Raw genomic sequence first — 23,272 nt, forward strand, 5'->3', positions numbered from 1 at the left:
AGCTAAGACCCAAAAATCTTGATTCTTTTATCTGACAGCGAAGCGATCTAACATCTAAAAAAATAACATGAATCAACATTTCGAAACCCAAGCCATACGAACGCAAACAGAGCGTACTCAATTTTCAGAACATTCAACACCACTGTATTTAACATCAAGTTTTGTGTTTGATGATGCTGAAGATATGCGAGCATCTTTTGCTGAAGAAAAGGAGAAGAATTTATACAGTAGATTCTCAAATCCGAATACCACAGAATTTGTCGATAAAATAGTAACAATGGAAGGAGCAGAAGCAGGGTATGCTTTTGCAACAGGTATGGCAGCGGTGTTTTCTACTTTTGGAGCTTTGTTAAATGCGGGAGATCATATCGTGTCATGTCGTTCTGTTTTCGGGTCAACTCATACCTTGTTTACAAAGTATTTACCTAAATGGAATATAGACACAAGTTATTTTAAAATTACAGAAGTAGCTAAGATTGAAAGTTTGATTCAGCCGAATACAAAAATATTGTATGCAGAAACTCCAACCAATCCAGCAGTTGATATTTTAGATTTAGAGTTGTTAGGAAGCATTGCAAAGAAACATAATTTATTATTGGTGATAGATAATTGCTTTGCAACTCCATATTTACAGAATCCAATCAAATTTGGAGCAGATTTGGTAATTCACTCTGCAACGAAGCTGATAGATGGTCAAGGTCGTGTTTTAGGCGGTGTTGCAGTAGGAAAAGAAGAGTTGATAAGGGAGATTTATTTGTTTTCAAGAAATACAGGTCCTGCAATGTCACCATTCAATGCCTGGGTATTGTCTAAGAGCGTAGAAACTTTATCGATACGAGTGGAAAAGCATTGTGAAAATGCGTTGAAAGTAGCACAGTTTTTAGAAGAACACCCAAAAGTGAATTTGGTAAAGTATCCTTTTTTAACATCGCATCCACAGTATGAAATAGCAAAAAAGCAAATGCGATTGGGAGGAAACATTGTCGCTTTTGAAGTAAAAGGAGGAATTGAAGCTGGGCGCAAATTTTTGAATACTATAAAAGTATGCTCATTATCAGCAAATTTAGGAGATACACGAACGATTGTAACACACCCAGCATCAACCACTCATAGCAAATTAAGTGAAGAAGATCGTTTAGAAGTTGGAATTACAGACGGACTGGTACGATGTTCAGTAGGACTAGAAAATGTAGAAGATATAATTTACGATTTAAATCAAGCATTAAATAATTAGGAAGTAAAGCATATATTTGTGATATGCTTTCTAAGAAAACAAAATACGGAATTAAGGCACTTACTTTCATTGCAAGGCAAGAAAAAGGCACTATGGTACAAATCGCTACGATATCTGATAGTGAAAATATTTCGCATAAATTTCTAGAAAGCATATTACTTACCTTACGAAAATCAGGACTTTTAGGCGCCAAAAAAGGAAAGGGTGGAGGCTATTATTTGCTAAAGCCTGCGAACGAAATTAAAATGACTGATGTTATTAGAACACTCGAAGGTCCTATAGCTATGGTACCATGTGTTAGTTTGAATTATTACGAAAAATGTGATGACTGTCCAGATGAGGATGCCTGTTCAGTACACAAACTAATGATTCAAGTAAGAGATAATACGCTACAAGTACTTCGTGATAACACACTTGCAGATTTAGTGTAGTATTAACAAAATGTAAACTCTTGTTATTTTTTAAATTTCTCCTTGGAGAATTAAAATGAGTATGTATATTTGTCGACTTAAAACCTAGTATTCCGATAGGGTAAAGGTATTTTAAAATGATTGCAGAACAAATAATAGAAAATAAAGCGAATTATAGAGACGATAAACTTTCTGAAAAACCAGTAAGAAGCATTGTAAAATCAATAAGTTGGAGAGTAGTTGGAACTATTGACACGGTATTAATTTCATGGATAGTTACAGGTCAAATAAAAACAGCCTTTTCAATTGGAGCTATAGAATTGATCACTAAAATGCTATTGTATTTTTTTCATGAAAGAGTTTGGAACAGTATAAAATGGGGCAAAAAATGAGTATAGAAATAATGAATTTAGAATCGGTAAACGCAGAATTAAAAAATAAATCTCCAAAAGAGATTATTGTTTGGGCATTATTACAAGCTAATAAGGCAGTAGTAACCACGAATTTTCGTCCTTATGAAAGTGCCATTTTACACGCTGTATCGTCAGTTAAAAAGAATATAGAAGTTATTTGGTGCGATACAGGTTATAACACTCCTCAAACGTATAAGCATGCAGAAGAGTTAATCGATAAATTAGGTTTAAATATTCAATTATATGTGCCTAAACAAACGGTAGCACATAGGAACATTACTCTTGGATTACCAACAATAGATGATCCTAAGCATGCAGAGTTTACTGAGCAAGTAAAGTTAGAGCCTTTCAAAAGAGCAATGAGTGAGCATAAACCAGATGTTTGGTTTACCAACTTAAGAAAAGGACAGACTGCCTTTAGAGATAGCATTGATATTGTTTCAAAAAGTAAAGATGGTGTGTTAAAAGTAAGTCCGTTTTACCATTGGTCAGACGAAGAGCTAGATGCCTATTTACAAGAACATCAATTACCAAACGAGCTTAAATACTTTGATCCTACTAAGGTAGAAAGTAATAGAGAATGTGGTTTACATATTTAAAGAACATGATTATGAATACAGAAGTTATACAAGTAGGAGCTTTAGAAAGTGAAGCCATATATATATTAAGAGAAGTCGTCGCACAATTTGAAAAACCAGTGTTGCTGTTCTCAGGGGGAAAAGACAGTATAACACTGGTGCGACTGGCTCAAAAAGCTTTTTATCCAGCAAAAATTCCATTCCCTTTATTACATATCGATACGGGACATAATTTTCCAGAGACTATTGAATTTAGAGATCGATTGGTAGAAGAGTTAGGAGTAGAGTTAATCGTAAGAGAAGTACAAGATAATATTGATGCTGGTAAAGTAAAAGAAGAAACAGGAAAGTACGCGAGCCGAAACATGCTACAAACCGAAACGTTATTAGATGCCATTGAAGAATTTGGTTTCGATGCGTGTATCGGTGGTGCGCGTAGAGATGAAGAGAAGGCTAGAGCTAAAGAACGTATTTTCTCAGTGCGAGACGATTTTGGACAATGGGATGAAAAAAATCAACGACCAGAGTTGTTCGACATGTTGAACGGAAGAATTGATTTAGGGCAAAATGTACGTGTTTTCCCAATTTCTAACTGGACAGAATTAGATGTTTGGTCGTATATACAACAAGAACAAATTGAAATTCCATCCATCTATTTTGCTCACAAAAGAGCCACTTTTGTTAGAGACGGATTGATTTGGTCGGCAAATGATGAAGTAGTGTATAGAGAAAAGGAAGAAGAAGTACGCGAACGTATGGTTCGATTTAGAACCGTAGGAGATATGAGCTGTACCGCTGCCGTATTATCTGATGCAATCGATATTGATACGGTGGTAGATGAAATTAGAGAATCTACCATATCAGAAAGAGGTGCAAGGATTGATGATAAACGATCTGAAGCTGCAATGGAAAAACGCAAACAACAAGGATATTTTTAAAAAGGTATCAGCAATAAGCCTTAAAAAAGACATAAAATATGAACGTAGTAAAAATAGCAACAGCAGGAAGTGTAGATGATGGAAAGAGTACACTAATAGGGCGCATTTTATACGATACAAAGTCATTAACACAAGATAAATTAGAAGCTATAGAAGAGAAAAGTAAGCAACGCGGATTTGATTACTTGGATTTTTCTTTAGCAACAGATGGTTTGGTAGCAGAACGTGAACAAGGAATAACCATTGATGTAGCTCATATTTATTTTTCAACTCCTAAAACGAGTTTTATCATAGCCGATACTCCTGGTCATATAGAATATACCAGAAACATGGTTACTGGGGCATCTAACTCGCAAGCTTCTATCATATTGGTAGACGCAAGAAACGGTGTAGTAGAGCAAACCTACCGTCATTTCTTTATCAATAATTTATTGAGAGTGAAAGATGTAGTGGTAGCCGTGAATAAAATGGATTTGGTAGATTTTTCAGAAGAAAAGTTCAATCAAATCAAAGGAGAAATAGAGTATTTATCACAAAAAAGTGCCTATAAAAATCAAAACATCACGTTTATACCACTTTCAGCATTACACGGAGATAACGTAGTAGAATCTTCAGAAAAAATGTCTTGGTATCAAGGAGATACTTTATTGAGTCACTTAGAGAATTTAGAACCAGAAGATATTCAAGAAGAGTCAAAGGCACGTTTTCCTGTGCAAACGGTTATTCGACCTAAAACAGATGAATACCATGATTTTAGAGGATATGCTGGAAAATTATACGGAGGAGATTTAGCAGTAGGTGATGCAGTAACCGTATTACCATCAGCAACAAAATCTACGATAAAGAGCATTCAGTTTTTTGATAAAGAATATGCAAGAGCAAAGCGAGGAAGTTCGATAAACATCACTTTAGAAGATGATGTAAATGTGAGCAGAGGAGATATGTTGGTAAAAGAAGGAGAAGAACCATTCGTAGTAAAGCAATTAGAGGCTACGATTTGTTGGATGGACAAAACTCCGCTGCAAGCTTCAGAAAAATATTATATCAAACATGGAGTAAACGATGTACAAGCGAAGATAACAGAGTTAAAAACAATCATTCGTACCGATTTTTCTGGAGTAGAAGAAGCGCCTGCTAAGTTATCATTAAACGAAATAGGCGAAGTAAGTTTAAAAGTAAGTAAGTCTTTGTTTGTTGATTCATATGAAGAAAATAAGGCAAATGGAGCATTTATCATTATCAACCCTAAGACGAATAATACGTCAGGAGTTGGTTTTATCAAGTACTAAAATTTAAAAGTTATGGCAATAATTATTACAGATGAGTGCATCAACTGTGGGGCATGTGAACCAGAATGTCCAAATACAGCCATTTATGAAGGAGCAAGTGACTGGAAATATAGCGAAGGAACTTCTTTACAAGGAAATGTAACCTTATTGGATGGAACTTCGGTAAATGCAGATGAAGAGAATGCACCGGTATCAGATGAGTATTATTTTATAGTACCTGATAAATGTACCGAGTGTAAAGGGTTTCATGATGAGCCACAATGTGCGGCAGTATGTCCAGTAGATTGTTGCGTGCCAGATGATGCACATGTAGAAACAGAAGAACAATTGTTAGCAAAGCAAAAGTTCTTACATAACGAATAACAACGCTTTTATAAGCAAACAATTATTAAAAAACCACATGCAAAGTTTTAGATCAGAAATAGAAAATCCTGTTGTAGAAAAGGATATCCTAGAGTTAGAACGTAAGATACGTTTGTTTAACGAAGGAAAAATAGATGAAGAACGTTTTAGAAGCTTACGTTTAGCAAGGGGAATTTACGGTCAACGCCAATTTGGAGTACAAATGATTCGTATCAAGTTACCCTATGGTAAAGTTACGAGTGAACAGTTGCATAGAATAGCGAATGTTTCTGACGAATATTCTCGTGGTCGTTTACACATTACGACACGTCAAGATATTCAAATTCACCACGTAAGTTTAGACAGAACTCCTGAGTTATGGGCGCAGTTAGAGAAAGACGATATTACGTTACGAGAAGCATGTGGTAATGCCGTACGTAATGTAACGGCTTCAGAAACTGCGGGGATTGATTCGAAAGAACCGTTTGATGTAACACCGTATGCACATGCTACTTTTCAGTTTTTCTTACGCAATCCAATCTGTCAAGAAATGGGAAGAAAGTTCAAAATGTCTTTTTCGGCATCAGAAGAGGATACTGCGTTGAGTTTTATCCACGATTTAGGGTTTATTGCTAAAACGAAAACAGTAGATGGTAAAGTGGTAAAAGGTTTTAAAGTGTTGTTAGCTGGTGGATTAGGTTCACAACCGCGTCATGCAGATGTAATTTATGAGTTTTTAGAGGCGGAGTTGTTAATTCCTACTATTGAAGGTGTATTACGCGTGTTTGATCGTTACGGAGAGCGTGTAAAAAGAGCCAAAGCTCGTTTAAAATTCTTAGTGAAGGATTTAGGAGTGGATGCCTTTTTAGAACTAGTAGCTGCTGAAAGAAACGCATTGGCTTATAAAACTTATCCAATTAATACTGCTGATTTTGAGCAAGACATTGTTTTTGAAACCAACGAGGTTCCTTCAGTAGTGATAGAAGATGAAGAGGCATATCAAAACTGGAAAGAAACCAATGTAATTCAGCAAAAGCAAGAAGGATTGTATGCGATAGGGATTAAAGTTTTGTTAGGAGATTTTTATACTGATAAAGCACGTTTGTTGGCAGATTTAATCAAGAAATATGGAGCGAATGAGTTACGTTTTACCTTACGTCAAAACATCTTGATTCGTCACGTGAGAGCAGCGTTTTTACCTTTTTTCTATACAGAATTACAAAAGTTAGGCTTTGCAGAGGTAGGATATAACAGTTTAAACGATATCACAGCATGTCCTGGAACCGACACGTGTAATTTAGGTATTGCTAGTAGTACAGGAATTGCAGCAGAGTTAGAACGTGTGTTAAAAGCTGAATATCCACAGTATGTAAATAACAAAGACATCACTATCAAAATTAGTGGATGTATGAATGCTTGTGGACAACACAACATGGCACACATTGGTTTTCAAGGAATGTCAATAAAAGTAGGAAAGTTATTAGCACCTGCTTTACAAGTATTAGTTGGAGGAGGAGTTTTAGGTGGCGGAAATGGTCGTTTTGCAGATAAGTTGATTAAAATCCCAAGTAAAAGAGGACCAGAATCTTTACGAATCTTATTAAACGACTTCGAAAGCCATAAACAAGCAACAGAGGATTTCTTAAGCTATTATGATAGACAAGGAAAGAACTATTTCTATGAGTTATTGAAAGAATTATCAGACACCACCAATTTAACAGAAGATGATTTTATTGATTGGGGACACGATAAAAATTATGTAAAAGCCATAGGAGTAGGGGAATGTGCTGGAGTTGTAATTGATTTGGTAGCCACTTTATTATTTGAAAGTGAAGAAAAGTTAGATAATGCAACACAGGCTTATAACAACCAACAGTGGTCAGACAGTATTTATCACTCGTATGCCGCAATGATAAATACAGCCAAAGCATTGTTAATGGCCGAAGGAGCAAAAACCAATACACAAGCAGAGATCATCACCAATTTTGATGAAACCTTTGTAGCAACAAATAAAATAGAATTATCAAGTTCATTCTCAGAATTGATTTATCAAATTAACAAGAATGAACCTACGGAAGCTTTTACAAAAGCATATTTAGAAACTGCAACAGTATTTTATAAAACAGTAGATGTTTATAGAAAGGCAGCCGTAGAAAGTTAAAAAGGAGAGTCCAATGAAAAATCAACCGAAATTAACCGTAGTAGGTGCAGGACCAGGAGATGCTGATTTAATCACCTTAAAAGCCATCAAAGCATTAGAACAAGCAGATGTGGTATTGTACGATGCATTGGTGAATAACGAACTGTTAGGATATGTGAATCCGAATGCAGAATTAATTTTTGTAGGAAAACGTAGAGGATGCTATCGATATCAACAAGAACAAATCAATGAGTTGATTGTTGCTAGAGGATTTTCTCACGGACATGTAGTACGTTTAAAAGGAGGTGACCCTTTCATTTTTGGTAGAGGGGCAGAAGAAATGGAGTATGCAGCAAAACACGGATTAGAGGTTGCTGTAGTGCCAGGTATTTCTTCATCGTTAGCGGTACCAGCGTATCAGAATATTCCGTTGACAAAAAGAGGCAGTTCAGAAAGCTTTTGGGTAATTACAGGAACCACTAAACAACACCAATTATCAAACGATGTTGCCTTAGCAGCAAAATCGAGTGCAACGGTTGTTATTTTAATGGGAATGGGCAAACTTTCAGAAATTATTCAGCTTTTTAAAGCAGAAGGAAAGAATGAATTACCAGTAGCCATTATTCAAAACGGAACGACTCCTGAAGAAAAAATAGGAATTGGTACCGTAGATACTATAGAAGAAGTAGTGGCTAAAAATAACTTGAGTAACCCTGCTATTATTCTGTTAGGAGATGTGGTAAATCACAGAAAACAATTGTTACAAGTGCAACAAGAAGTAGCTTTAAAAGAGGTGGTATAATGGAAGAAAGAAATAATTTATATCCAATTTTTTTAAAGACTAAAGAATTGGAAGTGCTAATTGTAGGAGGAGGGTTTGTAGCAGAAGAAAAACTACGATTTTTATTAAAATCGAGTCCAGATGCAAAGGTAACAATGGTCGCTCCTTTTTTTAGAGATGAAACTGTTAAAGTAGCTCAAAAAGGTAAGGTGAGCATGATAGTAGATAGTTATAACGATACGTATTTACAAGAAAAACATTTGGTGATTGCAACTACAGATGTTCCAGAGGTAAATATGCAGGTGTATAAAGATTGTAGAAACCAAAATACCTTGGTGAATGTAGCTGATAATCCACCGTATTGTGATTTTTATATGGGCGGAATAGTTACCAAAGGAAATGTAAAAGTAGCTATTTCAACCAATGGTAAATCACCCACGACTGCTAAGAGATTACGTCAGTTTTTTGAGGAAGTGATTCCAGATGACATCAATCAATTAGTACAAAATTTAAATAGTTACAGAAAAACCATCAAAGGAAACTTTGAACAAAAAGTAGAAACATTAAATAAGCTAACAGAGAGCTTGGTAAAGTAACGTCATTGCGAACAAAGTGAAGCAATCTGTTAGTCGACAAACAGATTACTTCGTATTCCAATTCATTGGAATTCTCGTAATGACAAAATAAAGGGAACATGATACAAACAGATATATTAATTATTGGAGCGGGTCCAACAGGACTATTTACAGTTTTTGAAGCAGGATTATTAAAACTACGTTGTCATTTAATTGATGCCTTACCGCAACCAGGTGGGCAGTGTTCAGAAATTTATCCGAAGAAACCTATTTATGATATTCCTGCATATCCAGAGATTTTAGCAGGAGATTTAACCAAGAACCTGATGGAACAAATCAAACAATTTGAACCAGGGTTTACCTTAGGAGAGCGTGCGGATACTATTGAAAAGCAAGATGACGGAACGTTTATTGTAACTACCAATAAAGGAACCAAACACCAAGCACCTGTGGTAGCTATTGCAGGAGGGTTAGGAAGTTTTGAACCACGTAAGCCTATCATTCCAAACATTATTGATTTTGAAGATAAGGGAGTGGAGTACATGATTAAAGAACCAGAACTGTATCGTGATAAAGATGTAGTAATCGCAGGTGGAGGAGATTCTGCTTTAGATTGGTCTATTTTCTTAACAGACGTGGCTAAATCAGTAACCTTGATTCATCGAAGAAACGAGTTTAGAGGTGCGTTGGATTCTGTAGAAAAAGTTCAAGAATTAAAGAATTTAGGAAAAATCAATTTGATAACGCCTGCTGAGGTAAAAGCAGTATTAGGAAAAGAGCACGTAACTGGGGTGGTAGTAGAGGAAACAGGTAAAGAACCATTCATCATTGATACAGATCATTTCATTCCGCTATTTGGATTGGCACCAAAGTTAGGACCGATTGCCAATTGGGGATTAGAGATTGAGAAGAATGCCATTAAAGTAAATAATGCGTTAGACTATCAAACGAATGTAGAAGGTATTTATGCCATTGGTGATGTGAATACCTATCCAGGAAAATTAAAATTGATTTTATGTGGATTCCACGAAGCAACGTTAATGTGTCAGAGTGCTTACAAGCGTATTCATCCAGATAAAAAATATGTGATGAAGTATACAACAGTAGGAGGGGTAGATGGTTTTGATGGAACGCGAAAAGAAGCACCAAAAGCAGTAGTAAAAGCAATTGAGTAAAAGAATTTTAGGATGAAAGTAGTTAGGAGTTGGCATATAGGTTTGTTGTAATTATTTGTTTCAAGTAATTACCCTCTTCATCGATAAACCTTGTAATAGTTTTCCTAACTACTGATTCCTGTAAGAAATTGTAAAAATGGATAGTCAAGATATTACGATAAAAATAACAGACCGCGATGGTGTAATGCATGAGGTAGTTGCTCCGACAGATATGGCAATGAACTTAATGGAAGTGGTTCGTTCTTACGAACTTGCTCCAGAAGGAACTATTGGGATTTGTGGAGGAATGGCAATGTGTGCCTCTTGTCAATGTTATATAAAATCAAATCATGAATTGCCAGAGATGAATGACGATGAAGACGCAATGTTAGCAGAAGCTTTTCATGTAGAAGAAAATAGTCGTTTAGGGTGTCAAATTCACATAACTCCTGAATTAGAAGGGTTAGAAATAGAGTTAGCGCCTGAAAGTTAGTTATTTTTGTAATAAAAAATAGTAAATGCAATTCAAACAGTACGATTTATCATTAAAAGATGATGTAGAAGTTTTTACCAAACAATTATTTTATGCATTGTTTAGCGATGTATGCCAAGAAAAGGCAAATCATTTAAAAGAAAAGTTTGTAAAAATTTTAAATGGCTTAGCTATTGAAGATGCTTTGGAAGTATGGGCAGCATATCAACAAACGTTTTGCGAAATACGAGAAAAGTTAGATTTAGATGCCAAAGCATTTGAAAAGACAGATCCTGCCTGTAAAAGCTTAGGAGAAGTGTATTTAGCCTATCCGGGGTTTCATGCCATTGCCGTATATCGATTGAGTCATGAATTGTACAAAATGGAAGTTCCTATTTTACCAAGAATGATGAGCGAATATGCACATGGATTAACGGGAACTGATATTCACCCAGGAGCAACCATTGGCGATTCGTTTTTTATAGATCACGCTACGGGAATTGTCATAGGTGAAACCACGATTATTAAAGAGAACGTAAAAATATACCAAGGAGTCACTTTAGGAGGAATTCAAGTAAAAAAAGAATTGGCATCCACTAAAAGACATCCAACTATTGAAAGTAATGTAACCATTTATGCCAACGCCACTATCTTAGGGGGAGATGTAGTGATAGGTAGTGATAGTATTATTGGCGCTAATGTTTGCGTAATTACTTCTGTACCTGAAGGATCTATTGTAACCTATGAGTCAGAAAATAAAATAACCACTAGAAAATCCTATGTTAAATGATGTAGGTATAAAATTAACCATGAAAACTAAAACGATAATAGATACTATAGGGAATACGCCACTAATTGAAGTTTCCAACATTCTTCAAAAAGAAGGGGTGAAGCTATTGCTAAAATTAGAAGGAGATAACCCTGGCGGAAGTGTAAAAGATAGAGCCGCTTACAATATGATAGCTGAGGCTATCAAGAGAAAAAATATTCGTCCAGGAGATTATTTAGTAGAAGCTACTAGTGGAAACACAGGAATTGCATTAGCGCTCATGGCTAAAATATTAGGTGTAAACATGGTATTGGTAATGCCTGAAAATTCTACCGAAGAACGTGTAAAAACGATGCGAGCTTACGGAGCTGAGGTTATTTTAACAGATGCAGAAAAAGGAATTGAAGGTTCTAGAGATGTTGCCTTAGAACTACGTTATAAAAAAGGCTATTTTATGCTGAATCAGTTTGAAAATACCGATAACTGGAAGGCACACTATAAAACCACAGGTCCGGAAATTTGGAACGATACCGAAGGAGAAGTAACACATTTTGTCTCAGCGATGGGAACTACAGGAACCATTATGGGAGTTTCTACCTATTTGAAAGAACAAAATCCTGAGGTACAAATTATTGGAGCGCAACCTAAAGACGGAGCTAAAATTCCAGGAATTCGTAAGTGGACACCAGCTTATCAACCAAAATTCTTTAATAAAAGTAAGGTAGATCAAGTGGTTGAACTAGACGAAAACGATGCTAAAAATATGACGAGAAGGCTAGCACAAGAAGAAGGTGTTTTTGCAGGAATGAGTAGTGGAGGAGCGGTACATGCAGCATTAGAAATAGCCCAAACGATTGATAAAGGAGTGATTGTGGCAGTAATTTGTGACAGAGGAGACCGCTATTTATCTTCGGATTTGTTTCAATAAATAACCTTTACTTATTTTATAATATAGAAATTCCCGCTAAGGCGGGAATAGGAGTAAATAATTTTCATTTTTTGATTTATTTGGTAACGGTTTAGTGCATGAGTAGTAGCGGATTTCAAGCCACTAAACCGTAAGATGTCAAGATACTTAATTAAATGCGAAAACGGTTTAAGTATGCACTTAAACCGTTATTGCTTATACACAATGTTAGCTGTAGCCTTTTTATTTCAACTTCTCAAATTTCTGCTCAAGTCCAATTAACCATTTTTCACGTTTCTCTTTCGAGACCTGCTTCACTTGGTTGAAACTTATCCATTTTCTGTTTTTGAAACCGATTTTCCAAAAAGTTCCCATAACCATTGCCTTTTTAATGGCGTTTCCGAAAAGCAACCAATACAGCCAATTTGGTGTATTCATCGTTGTAATCATTGTCACGCCTTTTAAATTTTCCCAAAGAGGTTTCATTCGAGTATTTTCCCTGTTTGTATAATCGTATGCAACTCCGGGAAAAATCACTTTGTCCACAAATCCTTTGGTTAGTGCAGGCATTAGTTCCCACCATATTGGAAAAATGAAAATTAAATGGTCTGCATTTTTTATTCTTTGGCTGTATTCCAAAACTTTTGGATCAATCGTTTTTTTGTCTCGAAAACCTTTTAAATCTCCTGCTGTCATTATAGGATTAAAATTGTCGTTATCCAAGTGAATTAAATCTACTTCATGATTTACTTTCTTTAGTCCGTTGGTTACGGAATTGAGAATTGCATTGCAGAAACTTCTCTGATAGGGATGATTGAAAACTATTACTACTTTCATTTTTGTATCATTTAAAATTATGGTACAAAATTGGGTCGTTAGAAAACGGCAGACGATAACAATTGTAAATAAATGCTTTTATTGTCGGTTTCGTATTCGGCTCAAAGAAACGGATGTAATGCCCAAAAATGAAGCGATGTAATGTTGCGGGACTCTCAAAATTATTTCGGGATTGGTTTTCATTAATTCGGCATAACGCCTTTCTGGATTGTGTTTTATGCGTGACAAAAATAGTTTTTGGTAAAGTACCAATCGCTGAAATGTAAATTCTTCAACTTGTGTTTTTATGATCTCAGAGTTTTCTAATATAAATTGAAAATCTTTTTTTGTAATAGAATGAATTATGGAAGGTTCGATACTTTCAATCGTAAACATACTCAGTTGGTCTCCCAAAAAACTCTCGATTGACGAAACAAATTCGTTCTCGAAAAAGAATTGAAAAGTAATGTCTTTACCGTTGTTGTTGAAACAAAGACGCAAACAACCTTTCTCAATAAAGAATGCTTTTTTAGATTTTTCGTCTTCGTTTAATAAAATGGTTTTTGCAGGAATTTCTTGTCGCTGGAAAAGGTTTTCAAATTTTGTCCATTCAGAAAATTGATTTTTAAAAATTCCCATTTCTTTTGTTTTGTTGTGGCGGTCGCTTTGGTCGGGTTAAAGCTAACGTTTTTGTATATGAAAAGTAGCGGGTTTTACTAACGGACTTTTCGTTTTGGAGCTGCCTTAAATTTATAAAATTCATTTTCGATTAAGCACTTAAACCGCTATTTTTTATATACGGTGTTGTGTGCTGGTTTATTTATCTTTTTATTTCCTATTCGGATTAGTAGCCCAAACTTCGGCACTAGGTATGAAGCCAATATCACTTAAGGATAGCATTGCTAAAATAGTATGAGCTATTTCAGAAGGTTTAAGTTTATAAGTTGTGTTTTTCAATTCTAAGCCCGCTTTTTCAATAAAATCTGTTACTACTTCGCTAGGGTTTACTTGAGCTACTCTAATATTATGAGGGCGTAATTCTGCTCGCCAACATTCAGTTAAACCTGTTACTGCAAATTTGCTTGCTACGTAAGCAGAGCCAGTTTGAAAACCTCTAACAGCAGCAGTAGAACCTATATTTATAATATTTCCGTATTGTGACTTTATAAAATGTTTTGCAGCTTCTCTCCCTGCTAAAAACAAACCTTTGGTATTTACTTCCCATTGGTTTTGAAAATCCTTTAACGTGGTTTCTGTTAAAGGTGTAAGCGAGCCAATTCCTGCATTATTGATAAGTACATTTATAGTTCCCATACTTTTTATAGCAAAATCAAAAAGCGCTTTAATGTCTTCTTCTTTTGTAACATCTGCAACGAAACCTAAAGTGTCTAATTCTTTTATGGCTTTTTGAAGTTTAGCATCATTTCTACCAGAAATAACCACTTGTGCACCATGTTTCTTTAAAACTTTTGCTGTCTCATAACCAATACCACTTGTAGCACCTGTTATGATTACTTTTGCATCATTAATTTTCATAATATTTTATTTTAAAATTACATTTGAGTATCTGCATATATGGGATGTGGCATTGGGATATCCTCTTTTTTTTCTCCAATCATCTCGCGAATATCAATTTCAATACCTTTAGAAATGGTAGTAATAGGAACATCATTTCCTATGCCTTCAAAAGGATTTTCAGAAACATCACCAATTCTTTCCATGATAAAAAATATCCATGAAATAATTATGCTAAATGGAATTGTTAACCAAACAAAATTTTCGGCTATAAATTTATTAAAAGAGTTATTTTCTAAATGGTTTTCTAGAAGTGATTGCCCAATCAAATCAAACTCATTCATCAAACCAAAAGGCAACAAAAAAATAAAAATCCAAACAAAATAAAGATTTAATGTTGCAAATTGTCTTGGATATGGAAAGTTCTTAATTCTTTCAGCTTTTCCTTGTAAAGCAAAAAGTTCACCTATCATATTTTTGAATTCCATATGTCTAAAATCCTCAATTAATCCGTCCATTTTTAATTGCCTAAAATGTTTTGATTGAAGATTCAAACATGCATTCTGTTTACTTGTCATGTTAAGTATGTAATTCAACTCTTCATCAGAGACATATCCATTAAGTTCTTCCTTTAAAGTAGATTCATATTCTTTCACTCTTATTTGTTTCATATACTCTTGGTCTGACTTATTTGTTACAGATGTTTCCCAAGGTTTTTTAGTTCTTAGGGAATGTCTGAGCGATGTCATCCAAGCAATATGTCGATGGATTATAATCTTTTTAATCTCATAAAATTCATCTTCTGATAGTTTGTTTTTGGCATGTTCATTTGTGATGAAATCATTTACCATCGTAGCGAGCAACCTAGATGCATTAACAATACCTCCATAAATAATCCTAGCTTCCCAAAGTCGACCATATGAAGCATTATTTTTAAAACCAATTATAAAAGCAAGTGCTGTACCAACTAAGCTAATCGGTAACCAAGGAAGGTGAAGCCATTTCCATCCTAAAATGTCATATAAAATTACTGGAATTAAAGACACAAATAAGAAAAAGAAAATATATCTTCTTGTCCAACTTAACATTGTAGTCAATGAATAATTTTTCTTGATATACATAATTGATTTTTTATTTTAAAAAATTATATCACGGTTTCAAATGCTGGATCTTTTAAAACTAAATCTTTACCATTTTCAATAATTCCAACTATTTTATCACTTTTAAATAATGCATACGCATATTGAGCTAAAATTTCTGGTGATAAATAATCCTGTCCCATTTTAGGTTTATTACCTTCCTGTATATTTATATTATTTGCTAAATCAAAGAATTCTGTTGCTGTCCCAGCTGGAGCCAAAACCTTTGCCCTCATTGGTTTATTTTCCATGCTCAAGTTTTTTGATACTCCTTCAGTAAATGAAGAAACAAAAAACTTTGTTGCACAATAGGGAGTTGCTGTTGGATACATTTTATAGCCACCAGTAGAAGCAATGTTTATCAAAGTAGCATTTGTGTCTTTATAATCTCTTAAATAATTTAGAGAAATTTGAGTTAAAGCATGAATATTAAGGTTTAACATTGAATTAATTTTATCAAGGTTAACTTCCCATGCATTAGCAAAATCTCCAAAACCTGCGTTATTGATAACTACATCAATATCAAATTCTTTACAATCATCATATAATTTTTGACCGGAATTGAGTTCAGATAAATCAAAAACTTTTACTATAACATTAATATTATATTCACTTTCTAATTCAGATTTAAGTTTCATTAATCTGTCCTTTCTTCGTGCAACAATTATTAAATTATGTTGATTTTTCGCAAATTCTATTGCAATTGACCTCCCGATTCCGGAACTTGCTCCTGTTATTAAAGTATATTTCATATTTTAATTATTAATGACATATTCATTTAAATGTTTTTCATATCTCTTGAAATCTTCCTCTATAGTTGGGTTTTTCCAAACATCGTAACAAACAAAAGTTGGAAGTGCTGTCATCCCCAAAAACCTGAAGTTCATGTGTTGAGGGAAAAATAAATCGTCTACAGACTTTCCTTGAAACAAATACTCTTCTTCATTATTAAAGGCGCCTTCTGGTGCGTTAAACGTTAACGAAAGCATATATTTTGAATCTTTTAAGCTTCCACCAGTTCCGTAATTTATTTGTGGGTCTTCTTCATTTCTACCATCGTATAAACACAGTTTGCCTGTCATTCCTGAAGTAAAAACTTCATCCATATATTTTTTATAACCCCAAGTTATTCCCATCCAATTAACAGGTGTTTGCAACACTATTATATCTGCCCAAATGTGCTTGTCAACTTCCTCTTCAATAGCATAATCTTCCGATACAATCGTGGTTTTTACTTCAAAATTATTTGCTTCAAATTGTTGTTTTGCTTTTTCAACAAGGGATGCGTTAAGTTTGCCTTCTGAAAAAGGGTTAGGTTGGAAACCATTTATAATTAATACGTTTTTCATTGTAATCTACTTTATTAATACAAGGTAAAAGTAGAATACACGTTAACTGAAAGTACAATACATATTACTGTAAGAATGAAACATTTTACTTTTTTCTAAACTTAGAAGGTGTAAAACCTGTTTTGTTCTTGAAAAAGCGAGTGAAATATGTTGGATAATCAAATCCTAAACTATATCCTATTTCACTAATATTCAAATTAGAGTTAGCCAATTTAATTTTAGCTACTATTATTATTTGATCATGTATATGGTCTAATGGAGAGCGTCCTGTGAAGTGTTTAATTACATCACCGAAATAATTAGAAGATAAATTTACTTTTTCAGCAAAATAACTAACAGATGGTAATTTATAATTTTCATATTCTTCATTAAAATAGTCTTTTAAATCTTTTTTAAACTTAGAGACAATGTCATTATAAATTACTTGTCTAGTTTCAAATTGTCTTTTGTAAAATGTATGTATGTAAGATAAAATTAATTTAGAATATGATAGTAAAATCTCTTCAGAATAATCTATTTTAGAGAACTCATTATAGGCTTTTTCAAAGATATCTGTCAATAAATCTTCTTCCTCTTGATTAAGGAACAATGCTTCGTGTTTGTCATATCCAGAAAAATTATAGGCTCTGGCATAATCATTAAAAATTTTTTTATTTATTAATATATGATAGCCTTTCCATGGTTTTTTTAAATTCCATTCTGCAATTGTATCGGGTGCATCAAAATAAGCAAAAGAATATCTTCCATCATATAGAGTTTTTCCAAAGTCTTCTACAGATTCAAAATTTGTTTTTAATGCTAAAAAATAAAAATCTATTATAATAGGTTGAGAAGATAAAAGTAAATTATTATGTTCTTCATATTTAGTAATATGAATCATGTCACTTTTATAATTTTCTATATTGAAATACTTAAGAAAAGAAGCTATTTTAAACTTTGGAATCAAGATGAATAATTTTTACAAAGTTATAAATTGAAGATTTTAAACAATTATAGATTTTAAGGAAATGATGAAACAAATTACTTTTTTGTAAAACTTGCACACAACTAATTTATATACAGAATAAAATTACTATTATATTCCTTTTATGGCAGGATAGGCAGAAGTTTTTAGCAAATTTATTTTTTTATTTAAGTTTCTAATATAAATAAAAAATCACACAAAATACAGTGATCAAAAGAGTGATTGCTAACGACAAACACCTTATTTCTTTTCATCCCAATGAAACTTATGTATAATTCGGTGAATGATAGGACTTATTAATATCCCCAAAGAAACTATAAATACCAAACCAGCGTAAAGTCCATAGATACCAGCAAAAATATGTCCGTTTTGAGAACTAGGCTTTTCAATAAGTCCTAAGCCCGATAACATGATAGAGGAATGTAAAAAAGATTCACTCAACGTTAATTTTTCAAAAGTTGTAAACCCCAACATCCCAATTAACAAAGAAAAGAGAATTAGTAATAAAATACCCCCAAAGTGTTTTAACAGCCTGATGTAAAACCTTTTTTTGTTAATAGGAGCTTCAGTTCTTTTTTCGTACATGGTTTATGTTGCTGTTTTATTTTTCCGAAAGTTCTTTAAGTTTATTCAACGCTTTATCCCAAGTCGCATTAAAATAATCAATGTAGTCTTCCGCTGTATCGCATTCTACGGTTACTGTAGTGATTCCGTTATGCTCGTGAAATGAATAATTTTCCAAACAACCTGCCCATTTTTCAATTTCAGGACCTTCGGTAATTTCATTTTCACCGTCTAACATTCCGTTATGACGAATGGAAATAAACTGAAATGGAATATTGTCTACAATTTCAGAGACCATTCCACCTTTTTTACCATTTTCATCCGTTCCTACAAAATAGATTTTACTTCCCTTTTCCCAGCTTCCTTCATAAGTAGAGGTAGGGTTAAATTCGGCTGTCCATTGCTGGTAAGTTTCAATACCAATCATTGTATTGTACACCTTTTTAGCAGAGGCGTTAATGTCTTTTTTAAATTGTAGCTTTTTCATGATATATATTGGTTAAAGTTGTGTTTTTATCTTTAGAATATATTAGGTAGTTATTTTTTATTTGTAATATTCAATTTGTCTTTCCAAAACCATATTTAAAACACCATTTGAACTTCTTTTTTTGGTAATCCAATTTCCATTTTTATCGTAAACATATTCAAAAGACGTTTGGTGGGTTTGCTCATCTTTTTCATTATACCAATTTTGTAGGATTAAATTATTCATTTTATCATATTCAGAGACAAATTTTTTGTAACTACCATTAGGTTTGAACATAAATTGAATATTTTCATTTCCGTCTTTATCATAAGAATATGTTCTTCTCTCACTTAAGCTTCCATCGGGTCTGTATGTAAACTCTTCAATTTTTTTATTTTCAAGATTGTATTTGTCGACATATTTCCAACCCTTTCCATTTTCAGTACTTTTTAATAATGTTTCAATATTGTTTCCATTACTGTCATACTTGTTTGATTCTATATTAGTTAAATTGTTTTGAGAGTCATAAGTTTTGACCTCAATCATATTATTGTCAGAATCGTATTCGTAAGTCGAATAATTTTTTATTTCATTCAATGAGTTTTTTTTCATTGCTTTTATGATGTTTCCTTTTTCATTCCTTAGGTAGATTGTTTTTTCGAAAAGGGAACCATCTTTTTCATATCGTCCATTTTCTATTTCTTTTTCATTTTTGTCAAATGCCATAATTACATATGAAAAAATGTTAGAATTGAAAATATTTTCACGGCTTTTTAACTCACCATTCTTCGCTATATAAAGGATTTCTTTAACCTTTTTCATTTTTGGTTTGAGATTATCTGAAGCCGATTGAGCGATAAGATTTGTTCCAGAATGAATAATTAAAATTCCAAGTAGTAATATGTATTTCATTGTTTTATTTATATGTTACAGTTATATAATGTTGCTGTTGTACATTTTTATTTTCAATCCATTTTATTTACATATGAAAGTGTAATTCCTATCACAATCCCAGGAATAATTAGAGCCATTATATTCCAAACTCCCATTATTAATAAGACTACTTGATTCAAAGTAACAAATCCAGTATATGTATATGCAGCCCATTTTTTCATTTTCCAAAATCCAAGCATACAAGCTAATCCTATTATAGCTGAAAGACCTAAGTAAGGAGGGTACCAACTGCCTATTTGTCTAGCGGTATCAGAAAAAATCATAGGAATTGCAAAAACTGCTCCTATAAAACCGATTACACAAACTATTGTAATAACAATAGGTCTTTTTTTACTATCAACTCTATTGTTCATTTGATCTAAAATTTCCTGTTGTTCCATTTATTTAATTTTTATTAGATTAATTAAATGTTTGGTGTAAAAATGCATTAAAACACATTTTTACACTGTATTGTGAGCAGTTTTTATTCTAGCATTTCAATTATTTCTTTATTTTCTCTTGCTTTAGCTAGCGATAATGCAGTATGTCCTTCTGCTTCAATTTCTTTTTTAGCCCCATTGCGCAATAATTCTTTAACGATTTCAATGTGTCCCATTTCGGCAGCTCGATGTAATGCAGTAAATCCTCTATTATCTTGTTTGTTAACATCCGCTTTATTATTAATTAACATTTTTAGGTGTTCCATTTGATTTGATTGAACCGCATTCATTATAGGAGTTGCACCTTCAACCGATTCAATGTTTGGGTTTGCTCCATTTTTTAAAAGAAACTCAAGAATATCAGTTTTATTTCCAAGGCACCATTGAAGTGTTGAAAGTCCGTCACCTGCTAATGAATTAATATTTGCTCCTTTCTCTAATTCTTCTTTAATTTTATCTAATTCACCTCTTGCAATGGCAATATGCAATAATGAATGACTTCTAATTTTTGATTCTGTCGAATAAGTAATTGATTTTTCAAAATGCCCAAATTGAGCCATATTCCCAAAACTTGAAAAAGCCCATAAACCTGCATTATCTGTATTTTCTTTTAATTCAATCGGAATTGGAGCTGGGACAGTTTCTTTCAAAATATGACTGTGAATCAAAAACTTTAAAACTGATTCGGTGAATTCCTTCGTCTCATTATCTGTAAATTCACCGTTTATTTTTGTTACATTTAATTGGCTATTTTCTTCTGTAGTCTCAGCTACTACAAAAACTTCTCTTAACCAACTTCGAATAAAAAGCAACTTATTTTGGTGAAAATATATTGCCCATTTATTTTCCATTGATGATGGAATAAACAAAACACCATTTTCTAATGTTGAATCAATAGGAAAAGAAAGATTTGATTCGATTGATTTATTTGATTTTGGATTTTGATTTAAAAATATCAGTCCATCTTCTTGATTATACGAAATGGCATTTGAAGCCATTTTTGGGTCTTTCGATGAAGAAAGCATAGTTTGTGAAATTGGTCTTAAATCCAATAATTCAATATTCCAAGGATTTTGATTCGGTTGTATCCAACTCAAATCATATTGATTTTTCTTTTCTTCCTTATTTTCGGATTTATTATTTTTTTCTTTTCCAAAAAAATTGTTCCAAAATGTCATTTTTGATTGATTTTTCTTTTTTTACAATGAATGCTTAAGGTTTCGATTATGAGTAGGCGAGAACAAGCAATTACTTATAGTCATTATTGTGCAACCTTATTATTTTGCTTTTGTCAGTGCCATCTTCATAGCAAGTCCAGTCAATACTGAAGCCATAAACCATTTTTGAACTCTCAACCAGATAGGTTTTTTAGAGAACCAAGATGCCATTTTAGCCGCAAAAATAACAATCAATAGGTTTACTGTGAAACTTATAATTATTTGAACTATTCCTAATTGAAAACTCTGACTTAAAATAGAACCATTTTCAGGTTTTATGAATTGCGGAAAAAATGAAAGATAAAATACAGCCATTTTAGGATTTAGAACATTAGTCATAAGTCCTATATTGAAAAGTTTGATAGGCTTGTCGGGCTTTAAATTCTGTTTTGCAAAGATTTTATTTCCAGATTTGATTGAATTATACGCTAAGTACAGAAGATAACCAACACCAAGGAATTTTACCACAACAAAAGCATAGGGAATCGCAAAAAATATTGCAGTTAAACCGAATGAAACCATAAGGATGTGAAATAGAAAACCACACATTACACCAAAAAGAGATATTATTCCAGCATTTTTACCTTGGGATAGAGATCTTGAAATCAAGTAAATCATATTTGGTCCTGGCGAAAGCACCATTATTAAGGCTGCTAATCCAAATAAAAATAAGTCGTTAAGTGGTATCATATGGTTTTGATTTTAATTAAGGTTTCAAAATATTGTACAACGTTTTTATTAAACGTCTGTTGCAATTGTTTTGGGTGTATATTATTGAGGGTATACACTTTATACATAGTTGTGTGTTTTTATTTTAAATAAACCACTCCAAATTTTTCTTCAATTAAATCCAAGTCAATATTTCCAGATTTAACTTGTTTACTTGTTTCTGCCATAAAATCTTCAGCCCAATCTCCAGGAAAAATATAACTTATAAGTCGAACATCTGAATCTCCTATATTTTTCATAAAATGTGAAGTTCCTCTTGGACAATGTATGGTATCTCCAGCTCCAACTTGAACTATTTTGTCACCAATTTTAGCTTCAAGTTTTCCCGTTATTATATGAAAAGTTTGGTCTTCCCATTTATGATAATGATCAGGAACAAACCCTTCTGGCTCTATTATACCATCAGAAATTATGTATTCAGAATTGGTTTCCTCTTTACTGACGACTATGCCAGTATATTCTTTGTCTGTCATCCAATATTTTTTCCCTTCTCCAAATTTTCTGATAATGGTTAGTTTTTTTGAAGATTTTATTCGCTCATTCATATTTTGAGTTTTTAATGACATACAACGTGTTTGTATAAAATTTCGTGGTTTAAGCACCTAATTTAGCAAATACAAACCAAATAGAAAATCCGTGAAGATTTTAAAAAGTAGGCGAGAACAAGCAATTGTTTATAGCCATTGTTGTCAGTAGTTTTTAATTCAGTCGTTTGTTAAATATTTTCTGTTCTTTATTTATTTCAAATCCGATTTTCTCGTAAAATTTATGACTTTCCGTTCTTATCACATTGCATCTTACTCTGACTTTTCTGCAATTTTTGAATTCAGCCCATTCTATTACTTTATCCACTAATTTTTTACCGATTCCGTTTTTTCGAAAATTATCACTAACAACTAAACCTCCTATTTCTACAAAAAAATCAGATTCTACTCTCATTGAATAAAATCCGTGAATCCAACCAACTACTTTTTCATTTTGGGTTGCAACGTAAATACAATTCTCTGGATGCTCTGCAATTTTTTTCAGTCGATTTTGAATTTCTGCATTTACTGCCTCATAACCTAATTGATTTGAAAGTTCGGTTATTGATTCCGAATCTTTTATTTCTGCATTTCTAATTATAATTTCCATTTCG

29 protein-coding genes are annotated in these 23,272 nt (G+C 33.1%); 14 read left to right on the top strand and 15 right to left on the bottom strand.

Annotation, left to right across the window (positions count from 1 at the left end; genetic code table 11):
• Positions 1–67: 67 nt before the first annotated feature.
• The 14 genes from ACQY6M_RS14165 (at position 68) to cysM (ending at position 12,023) form a co-directional block, all read left to right on the top strand.
• A complete protein-coding gene (locus ACQY6M_RS14165) occupies positions 68–1,234 on the top strand; it encodes a trans-sulfuration enzyme family protein (protein ID WP_428741165.1) in 1,167 nt (388 codons plus the stop codon).
• A gap of 23 nt (positions 1,235–1,257) precedes the next feature.
• Positions 1,258–1,665 carry an RrF2 family transcriptional regulator gene (locus ACQY6M_RS14170; protein ID WP_428741164.1) on the top strand — a complete coding sequence of 136 codons (408 nt, stop codon included), beginning with the start codon at positions 1,258–1,260 and terminating at the stop codon, positions 1,663–1,665.
• A 116-nt stretch (positions 1,666–1,781) separates the two neighbouring features.
• Positions 1,782–2,036 (top strand): DUF2061 domain-containing protein, encoded by a 255-nt coding sequence (locus ACQY6M_RS14175; RefSeq protein ID WP_428741163.1) that lies wholly within the window; start codon positions 1,782–1,784, stop codon positions 2,034–2,036.
• 11 nt (positions 2,037–2,047) lie between these two features.
• Entirely contained in the window at positions 2,048–2,656 is a 609-nt protein-coding gene (locus ACQY6M_RS14180) for a phosphoadenosine phosphosulfate reductase family protein (RefSeq protein ID WP_428741181.1), read from the top strand.
• 11 nt (positions 2,657–2,667) lie between these two features.
• Positions 2,668–3,573: a sulfate adenylyltransferase subunit CysD gene (cysD, locus tag ACQY6M_RS14185; protein ID WP_428741162.1), complete on the top strand. Its 906-nt coding sequence runs from the start codon at positions 2,668–2,670 to the stop codon at positions 3,571–3,573.
• Between the two features lie 38 nt (positions 3,574–3,611).
• A complete protein-coding gene (locus ACQY6M_RS14190; RefSeq protein ID WP_428741161.1) occupies positions 3,612–4,862 on the top strand; it encodes a sulfate adenylyltransferase subunit 1 in 1,251 nt (416 codons plus the stop codon).
• 12 nt (positions 4,863–4,874) lie between these two features.
• On the top strand, positions 4,875–5,225 hold the full coding sequence (locus ACQY6M_RS14195) for a 4Fe-4S dicluster domain-containing protein (protein WP_428741160.1): 351 nt from the start codon (positions 4,875–4,877) through the stop codon (positions 5,223–5,225).
• 37 nt (positions 5,226–5,262) lie between these two features.
• Positions 5,263–7,365, top strand: coding sequence for a nitrite reductase (locus ACQY6M_RS14200; protein WP_428741159.1), 2,103 nt, complete (start codon positions 5,263–5,265; stop codon positions 7,363–7,365).
• Between the two features lie 13 nt (positions 7,366–7,378).
• Complete coding sequence (cobA, locus tag ACQY6M_RS14205; protein WP_428741158.1) at positions 7,379–8,146, top strand: uroporphyrinogen-III C-methyltransferase; 768 nt, start codon at positions 7,379–7,381, stop codon at positions 8,144–8,146.
• A complete protein-coding gene (locus ACQY6M_RS14210) occupies positions 8,146–8,721 on the top strand; it encodes a precorrin-2 dehydrogenase/sirohydrochlorin ferrochelatase family protein (RefSeq protein ID WP_428741157.1) in 576 nt (191 codons plus the stop codon). Before cobA ends, ACQY6M_RS14210 begins: the two co-directional genes overlap by 1 nt.
• A gap of 98 nt (positions 8,722–8,819) precedes the next feature.
• The gene (locus tag ACQY6M_RS14215; RefSeq protein WP_428741156.1) at positions 8,820–9,875 is read left to right on the top strand and encodes an NAD(P)/FAD-dependent oxidoreductase; all 1,056 of its coding nucleotides are present in this window, start codon (positions 8,820–8,822) and stop codon (positions 9,873–9,875) included.
• Between the two features lie 136 nt (positions 9,876–10,011).
• On the top strand, positions 10,012–10,347 hold the full coding sequence (locus tag ACQY6M_RS14220) for a ferredoxin (protein WP_428741155.1): 336 nt from the start codon (positions 10,012–10,014) through the stop codon (positions 10,345–10,347).
• 25 nt (positions 10,348–10,372) lie between these two features.
• Complete coding sequence (gene epsC / locus ACQY6M_RS14225) at positions 10,373–11,116, top strand: serine O-acetyltransferase EpsC (protein WP_428741153.1); 744 nt, start codon at positions 10,373–10,375, stop codon at positions 11,114–11,116.
• Between the two features lie 19 nt (positions 11,117–11,135).
• The gene (gene cysM / locus ACQY6M_RS14230; RefSeq protein WP_428741152.1) at positions 11,136–12,023 is read left to right on the top strand and encodes a cysteine synthase CysM; all 888 of its coding nucleotides are present in this window, start codon (positions 11,136–11,138) and stop codon (positions 12,021–12,023) included.
• A gap of 222 nt (positions 12,024–12,245) precedes the next feature.
• Here cysM and ACQY6M_RS14235 read toward each other — a convergent pair whose 3' ends face one another.
• The 15 genes from ACQY6M_RS14235 to ACQY6M_RS14305 form a co-directional block, all read right to left on the bottom strand.
• On the bottom strand, positions 12,246–12,839 hold the full coding sequence (locus ACQY6M_RS14235) for an NAD(P)H-dependent oxidoreductase (protein WP_428741151.1): 594 nt from the start codon (positions 12,837–12,839) through the stop codon (positions 12,246–12,248).
• Between the two features lie 78 nt (positions 12,840–12,917).
• Positions 12,918–13,457, bottom strand: coding sequence for a Crp/Fnr family transcriptional regulator (locus ACQY6M_RS14240; RefSeq protein WP_428741150.1), 540 nt, complete (start codon positions 13,455–13,457; stop codon positions 12,918–12,920).
• A gap of 189 nt (positions 13,458–13,646) precedes the next feature.
• Positions 13,647–14,354: an SDR family oxidoreductase gene (locus ACQY6M_RS14245; protein WP_428741149.1), complete on the bottom strand. Its 708-nt coding sequence runs from the start codon at positions 14,352–14,354 to the stop codon at positions 13,647–13,649.
• A 17-nt stretch (positions 14,355–14,371) separates the two neighbouring features.
• On the bottom strand, positions 14,372–15,454 hold the full coding sequence (locus tag ACQY6M_RS14250; protein WP_428741148.1) for a bestrophin family protein: 1,083 nt from the start codon (positions 15,452–15,454) through the stop codon (positions 14,372–14,374).
• Positions 15,455–15,477: 23 nt separating this feature from the next.
• Positions 15,478–16,224: an SDR family NAD(P)-dependent oxidoreductase gene (locus ACQY6M_RS14255; protein ID WP_428741147.1), complete on the bottom strand. Its 747-nt coding sequence runs from the start codon at positions 16,222–16,224 to the stop codon at positions 15,478–15,480.
• A 3-nt stretch (positions 16,225–16,227) separates the two neighbouring features.
• Positions 16,228–16,821 carry an NAD(P)H-dependent oxidoreductase gene (locus tag ACQY6M_RS14260; RefSeq protein WP_428741146.1) on the bottom strand — a complete coding sequence of 198 codons (594 nt, stop codon included), beginning with the start codon at positions 16,819–16,821 and terminating at the stop codon, positions 16,228–16,230.
• Between the two features lie 85 nt (positions 16,822–16,906).
• Positions 16,907–17,767, bottom strand: a complete 861-nt coding sequence (locus tag ACQY6M_RS14265; RefSeq protein ID WP_428741145.1) for a helix-turn-helix domain-containing protein — start codon at positions 17,765–17,767, stop codon at positions 16,907–16,909.
• Between the two features lie 258 nt (positions 17,768–18,025).
• The gene (locus ACQY6M_RS14270) at positions 18,026–18,370 is read right to left on the bottom strand and encodes a hypothetical protein (protein ID WP_428741144.1); all 345 of its coding nucleotides are present in this window, start codon (positions 18,368–18,370) and stop codon (positions 18,026–18,028) included.
• A 16-nt stretch (positions 18,371–18,386) separates the two neighbouring features.
• Positions 18,387–18,836 (bottom strand): SRPBCC domain-containing protein, encoded by a 450-nt coding sequence (locus tag ACQY6M_RS14275; RefSeq protein WP_428741143.1) that lies wholly within the window; start codon positions 18,834–18,836, stop codon positions 18,387–18,389.
• A 57-nt stretch (positions 18,837–18,893) separates the two neighbouring features.
• On the bottom strand, positions 18,894–19,727 hold the full coding sequence (locus ACQY6M_RS14280) for an RHS repeat domain-containing protein (RefSeq protein ID WP_428741142.1): 834 nt from the start codon (positions 19,725–19,727) through the stop codon (positions 18,894–18,896).
• A 53-nt stretch (positions 19,728–19,780) separates the two neighbouring features.
• Entirely contained in the window at positions 19,781–20,149 is a 369-nt protein-coding gene (locus ACQY6M_RS14285) for a hypothetical protein (RefSeq protein ID WP_428741141.1), read from the bottom strand.
• 83 nt (positions 20,150–20,232) lie between these two features.
• A complete protein-coding gene (locus ACQY6M_RS14290) occupies positions 20,233–21,366 on the bottom strand; it encodes an ankyrin repeat domain-containing protein (protein ID WP_428741140.1) in 1,134 nt (377 codons plus the stop codon).
• 99 nt (positions 21,367–21,465) lie between these two features.
• Complete coding sequence (locus ACQY6M_RS14295; protein ID WP_428741139.1) at positions 21,466–22,095, bottom strand: LysE family translocator; 630 nt, start codon at positions 22,093–22,095, stop codon at positions 21,466–21,468.
• A gap of 119 nt (positions 22,096–22,214) precedes the next feature.
• Positions 22,215–22,700: a cupin domain-containing protein gene (locus tag ACQY6M_RS14300; protein WP_428741138.1), complete on the bottom strand. Its 486-nt coding sequence runs from the start codon at positions 22,698–22,700 to the stop codon at positions 22,215–22,217.
• Between the two features lie 133 nt (positions 22,701–22,833).
• Entirely contained in the window at positions 22,834–23,268 is a 435-nt protein-coding gene (locus tag ACQY6M_RS14305; RefSeq protein ID WP_428741137.1) for an N-acetyltransferase family protein, read from the bottom strand.
• Positions 23,269–23,272: the final 4 nt, after the last annotated feature.

The organism is Tenacibaculum sp., assembly GCF_050290165.1.
Classification (GTDB): Bacteria; Bacteroidota; Bacteroidia; order Flavobacteriales; family Flavobacteriaceae; genus Polaribacter.

Bases quoted from the DNA above. Each gene is read 5' to 3' on its own strand.
- ACQY6M_RS14165 (WP_428741165.1), top strand. From the start codon at position 68: ATGAATCAACATTTCGAAACCCAAGCCATACGAACGCAAACAGAGCGT.
- ACQY6M_RS14170 (WP_428741164.1), top strand. From the start codon at position 1,258: ATGCTTTCTAAGAAAACAAAATACGGAATTAAGGCACTTACTTTCATT.
- ACQY6M_RS14175 (WP_428741163.1), top strand. From the start codon at position 1,782: ATGATTGCAGAACAAATAATAGAAAATAAAGCGAATTATAGAGACGAT.
- ACQY6M_RS14180 (WP_428741181.1), top strand. From the start codon at position 2,048: ATGAATTTAGAATCGGTAAACGCAGAATTAAAAAATAAATCTCCAAAA.
- cysD (WP_428741162.1), top strand. From the start codon at position 2,668: ATGAATACAGAAGTTATACAAGTAGGAGCTTTAGAAAGTGAAGCCATA.
- ACQY6M_RS14190 (WP_428741161.1), top strand. From the start codon at position 3,612: ATGAACGTAGTAAAAATAGCAACAGCAGGAAGTGTAGATGATGGAAAG.
- ACQY6M_RS14195 (WP_428741160.1), top strand. From the start codon at position 4,875: ATGGCAATAATTATTACAGATGAGTGCATCAACTGTGGGGCATGTGAA.
- ACQY6M_RS14200 (WP_428741159.1), top strand. From the start codon at position 5,263: ATGCAAAGTTTTAGATCAGAAATAGAAAATCCTGTTGTAGAAAAGGAT.
- cobA (WP_428741158.1), top strand. From the start codon at position 7,379: ATGAAAAATCAACCGAAATTAACCGTAGTAGGTGCAGGACCAGGAGAT.
- ACQY6M_RS14210 (WP_428741157.1), top strand. From the start codon at position 8,146: ATGGAAGAAAGAAATAATTTATATCCAATTTTTTTAAAGACTAAAGAA.
- ACQY6M_RS14215 (WP_428741156.1), top strand. From the start codon at position 8,820: ATGATACAAACAGATATATTAATTATTGGAGCGGGTCCAACAGGACTA.
- ACQY6M_RS14220 (WP_428741155.1), top strand. From the start codon at position 10,012: ATGGATAGTCAAGATATTACGATAAAAATAACAGACCGCGATGGTGTA.
- epsC (WP_428741153.1), top strand. From the start codon at position 10,373: ATGCAATTCAAACAGTACGATTTATCATTAAAAGATGATGTAGAAGTT.
- cysM (WP_428741152.1), top strand. From the start codon at position 11,136: ATGAAAACTAAAACGATAATAGATACTATAGGGAATACGCCACTAATT.
- ACQY6M_RS14235 (WP_428741151.1), bottom strand. From the start codon at position 12,839: ATGAAAGTAGTAATAGTTTTCAATCATCCCTATCAGAGAAGTTTCTGC.
- ACQY6M_RS14240 (WP_428741150.1), bottom strand. From the start codon at position 13,457: ATGGGAATTTTTAAAAATCAATTTTCTGAATGGACAAAATTTGAAAAC.
- ACQY6M_RS14245 (WP_428741149.1), bottom strand. From the start codon at position 14,354: ATGAAAATTAATGATGCAAAAGTAATCATAACAGGTGCTACAAGTGGT.
- ACQY6M_RS14250 (WP_428741148.1), bottom strand. From the start codon at position 15,454: ATGTATATCAAGAAAAATTATTCATTGACTACAATGTTAAGTTGGACA.
- ACQY6M_RS14255 (WP_428741147.1), bottom strand. From the start codon at position 16,224: ATGAAATATACTTTAATAACAGGAGCAAGTTCCGGAATCGGGAGGTCA.
- ACQY6M_RS14260 (WP_428741146.1), bottom strand. From the start codon at position 16,821: ATGAAAAACGTATTAATTATAAATGGTTTCCAACCTAACCCTTTTTCA.
- ACQY6M_RS14270 (WP_428741144.1), bottom strand. From the start codon at position 18,370: ATGTACGAAAAAAGAACTGAAGCTCCTATTAACAAAAAAAGGTTTTAC.
- ACQY6M_RS14275 (WP_428741143.1), bottom strand. From the start codon at position 18,836: ATGAAAAAGCTACAATTTAAAAAAGACATTAACGCCTCTGCTAAAAAG.
- ACQY6M_RS14280 (WP_428741142.1), bottom strand. From the start codon at position 19,727: ATGAAATACATATTACTACTTGGAATTTTAATTATTCATTCTGGAACA.
- ACQY6M_RS14285 (WP_428741141.1), bottom strand. From the start codon at position 20,149: ATGGAACAACAGGAAATTTTAGATCAAATGAACAATAGAGTTGATAGT.
- ACQY6M_RS14290 (WP_428741140.1), bottom strand. From the start codon at position 21,366: ATGACATTTTGGAACAATTTTTTTGGAAAAGAAAAAAATAATAAATCC.
- ACQY6M_RS14295 (WP_428741139.1), bottom strand. From the start codon at position 22,095: ATGATACCACTTAACGACTTATTTTTATTTGGATTAGCAGCCTTAATA.
- ACQY6M_RS14300 (WP_428741138.1), bottom strand. From the start codon at position 22,700: ATGTCATTAAAAACTCAAAATATGAATGAGCGAATAAAATCTTCAAAA.
- ACQY6M_RS14305 (WP_428741137.1), bottom strand. From the start codon at position 23,268: ATGGAAATTATAATTAGAAATGCAGAAATAAAAGATTCGGAATCAATA.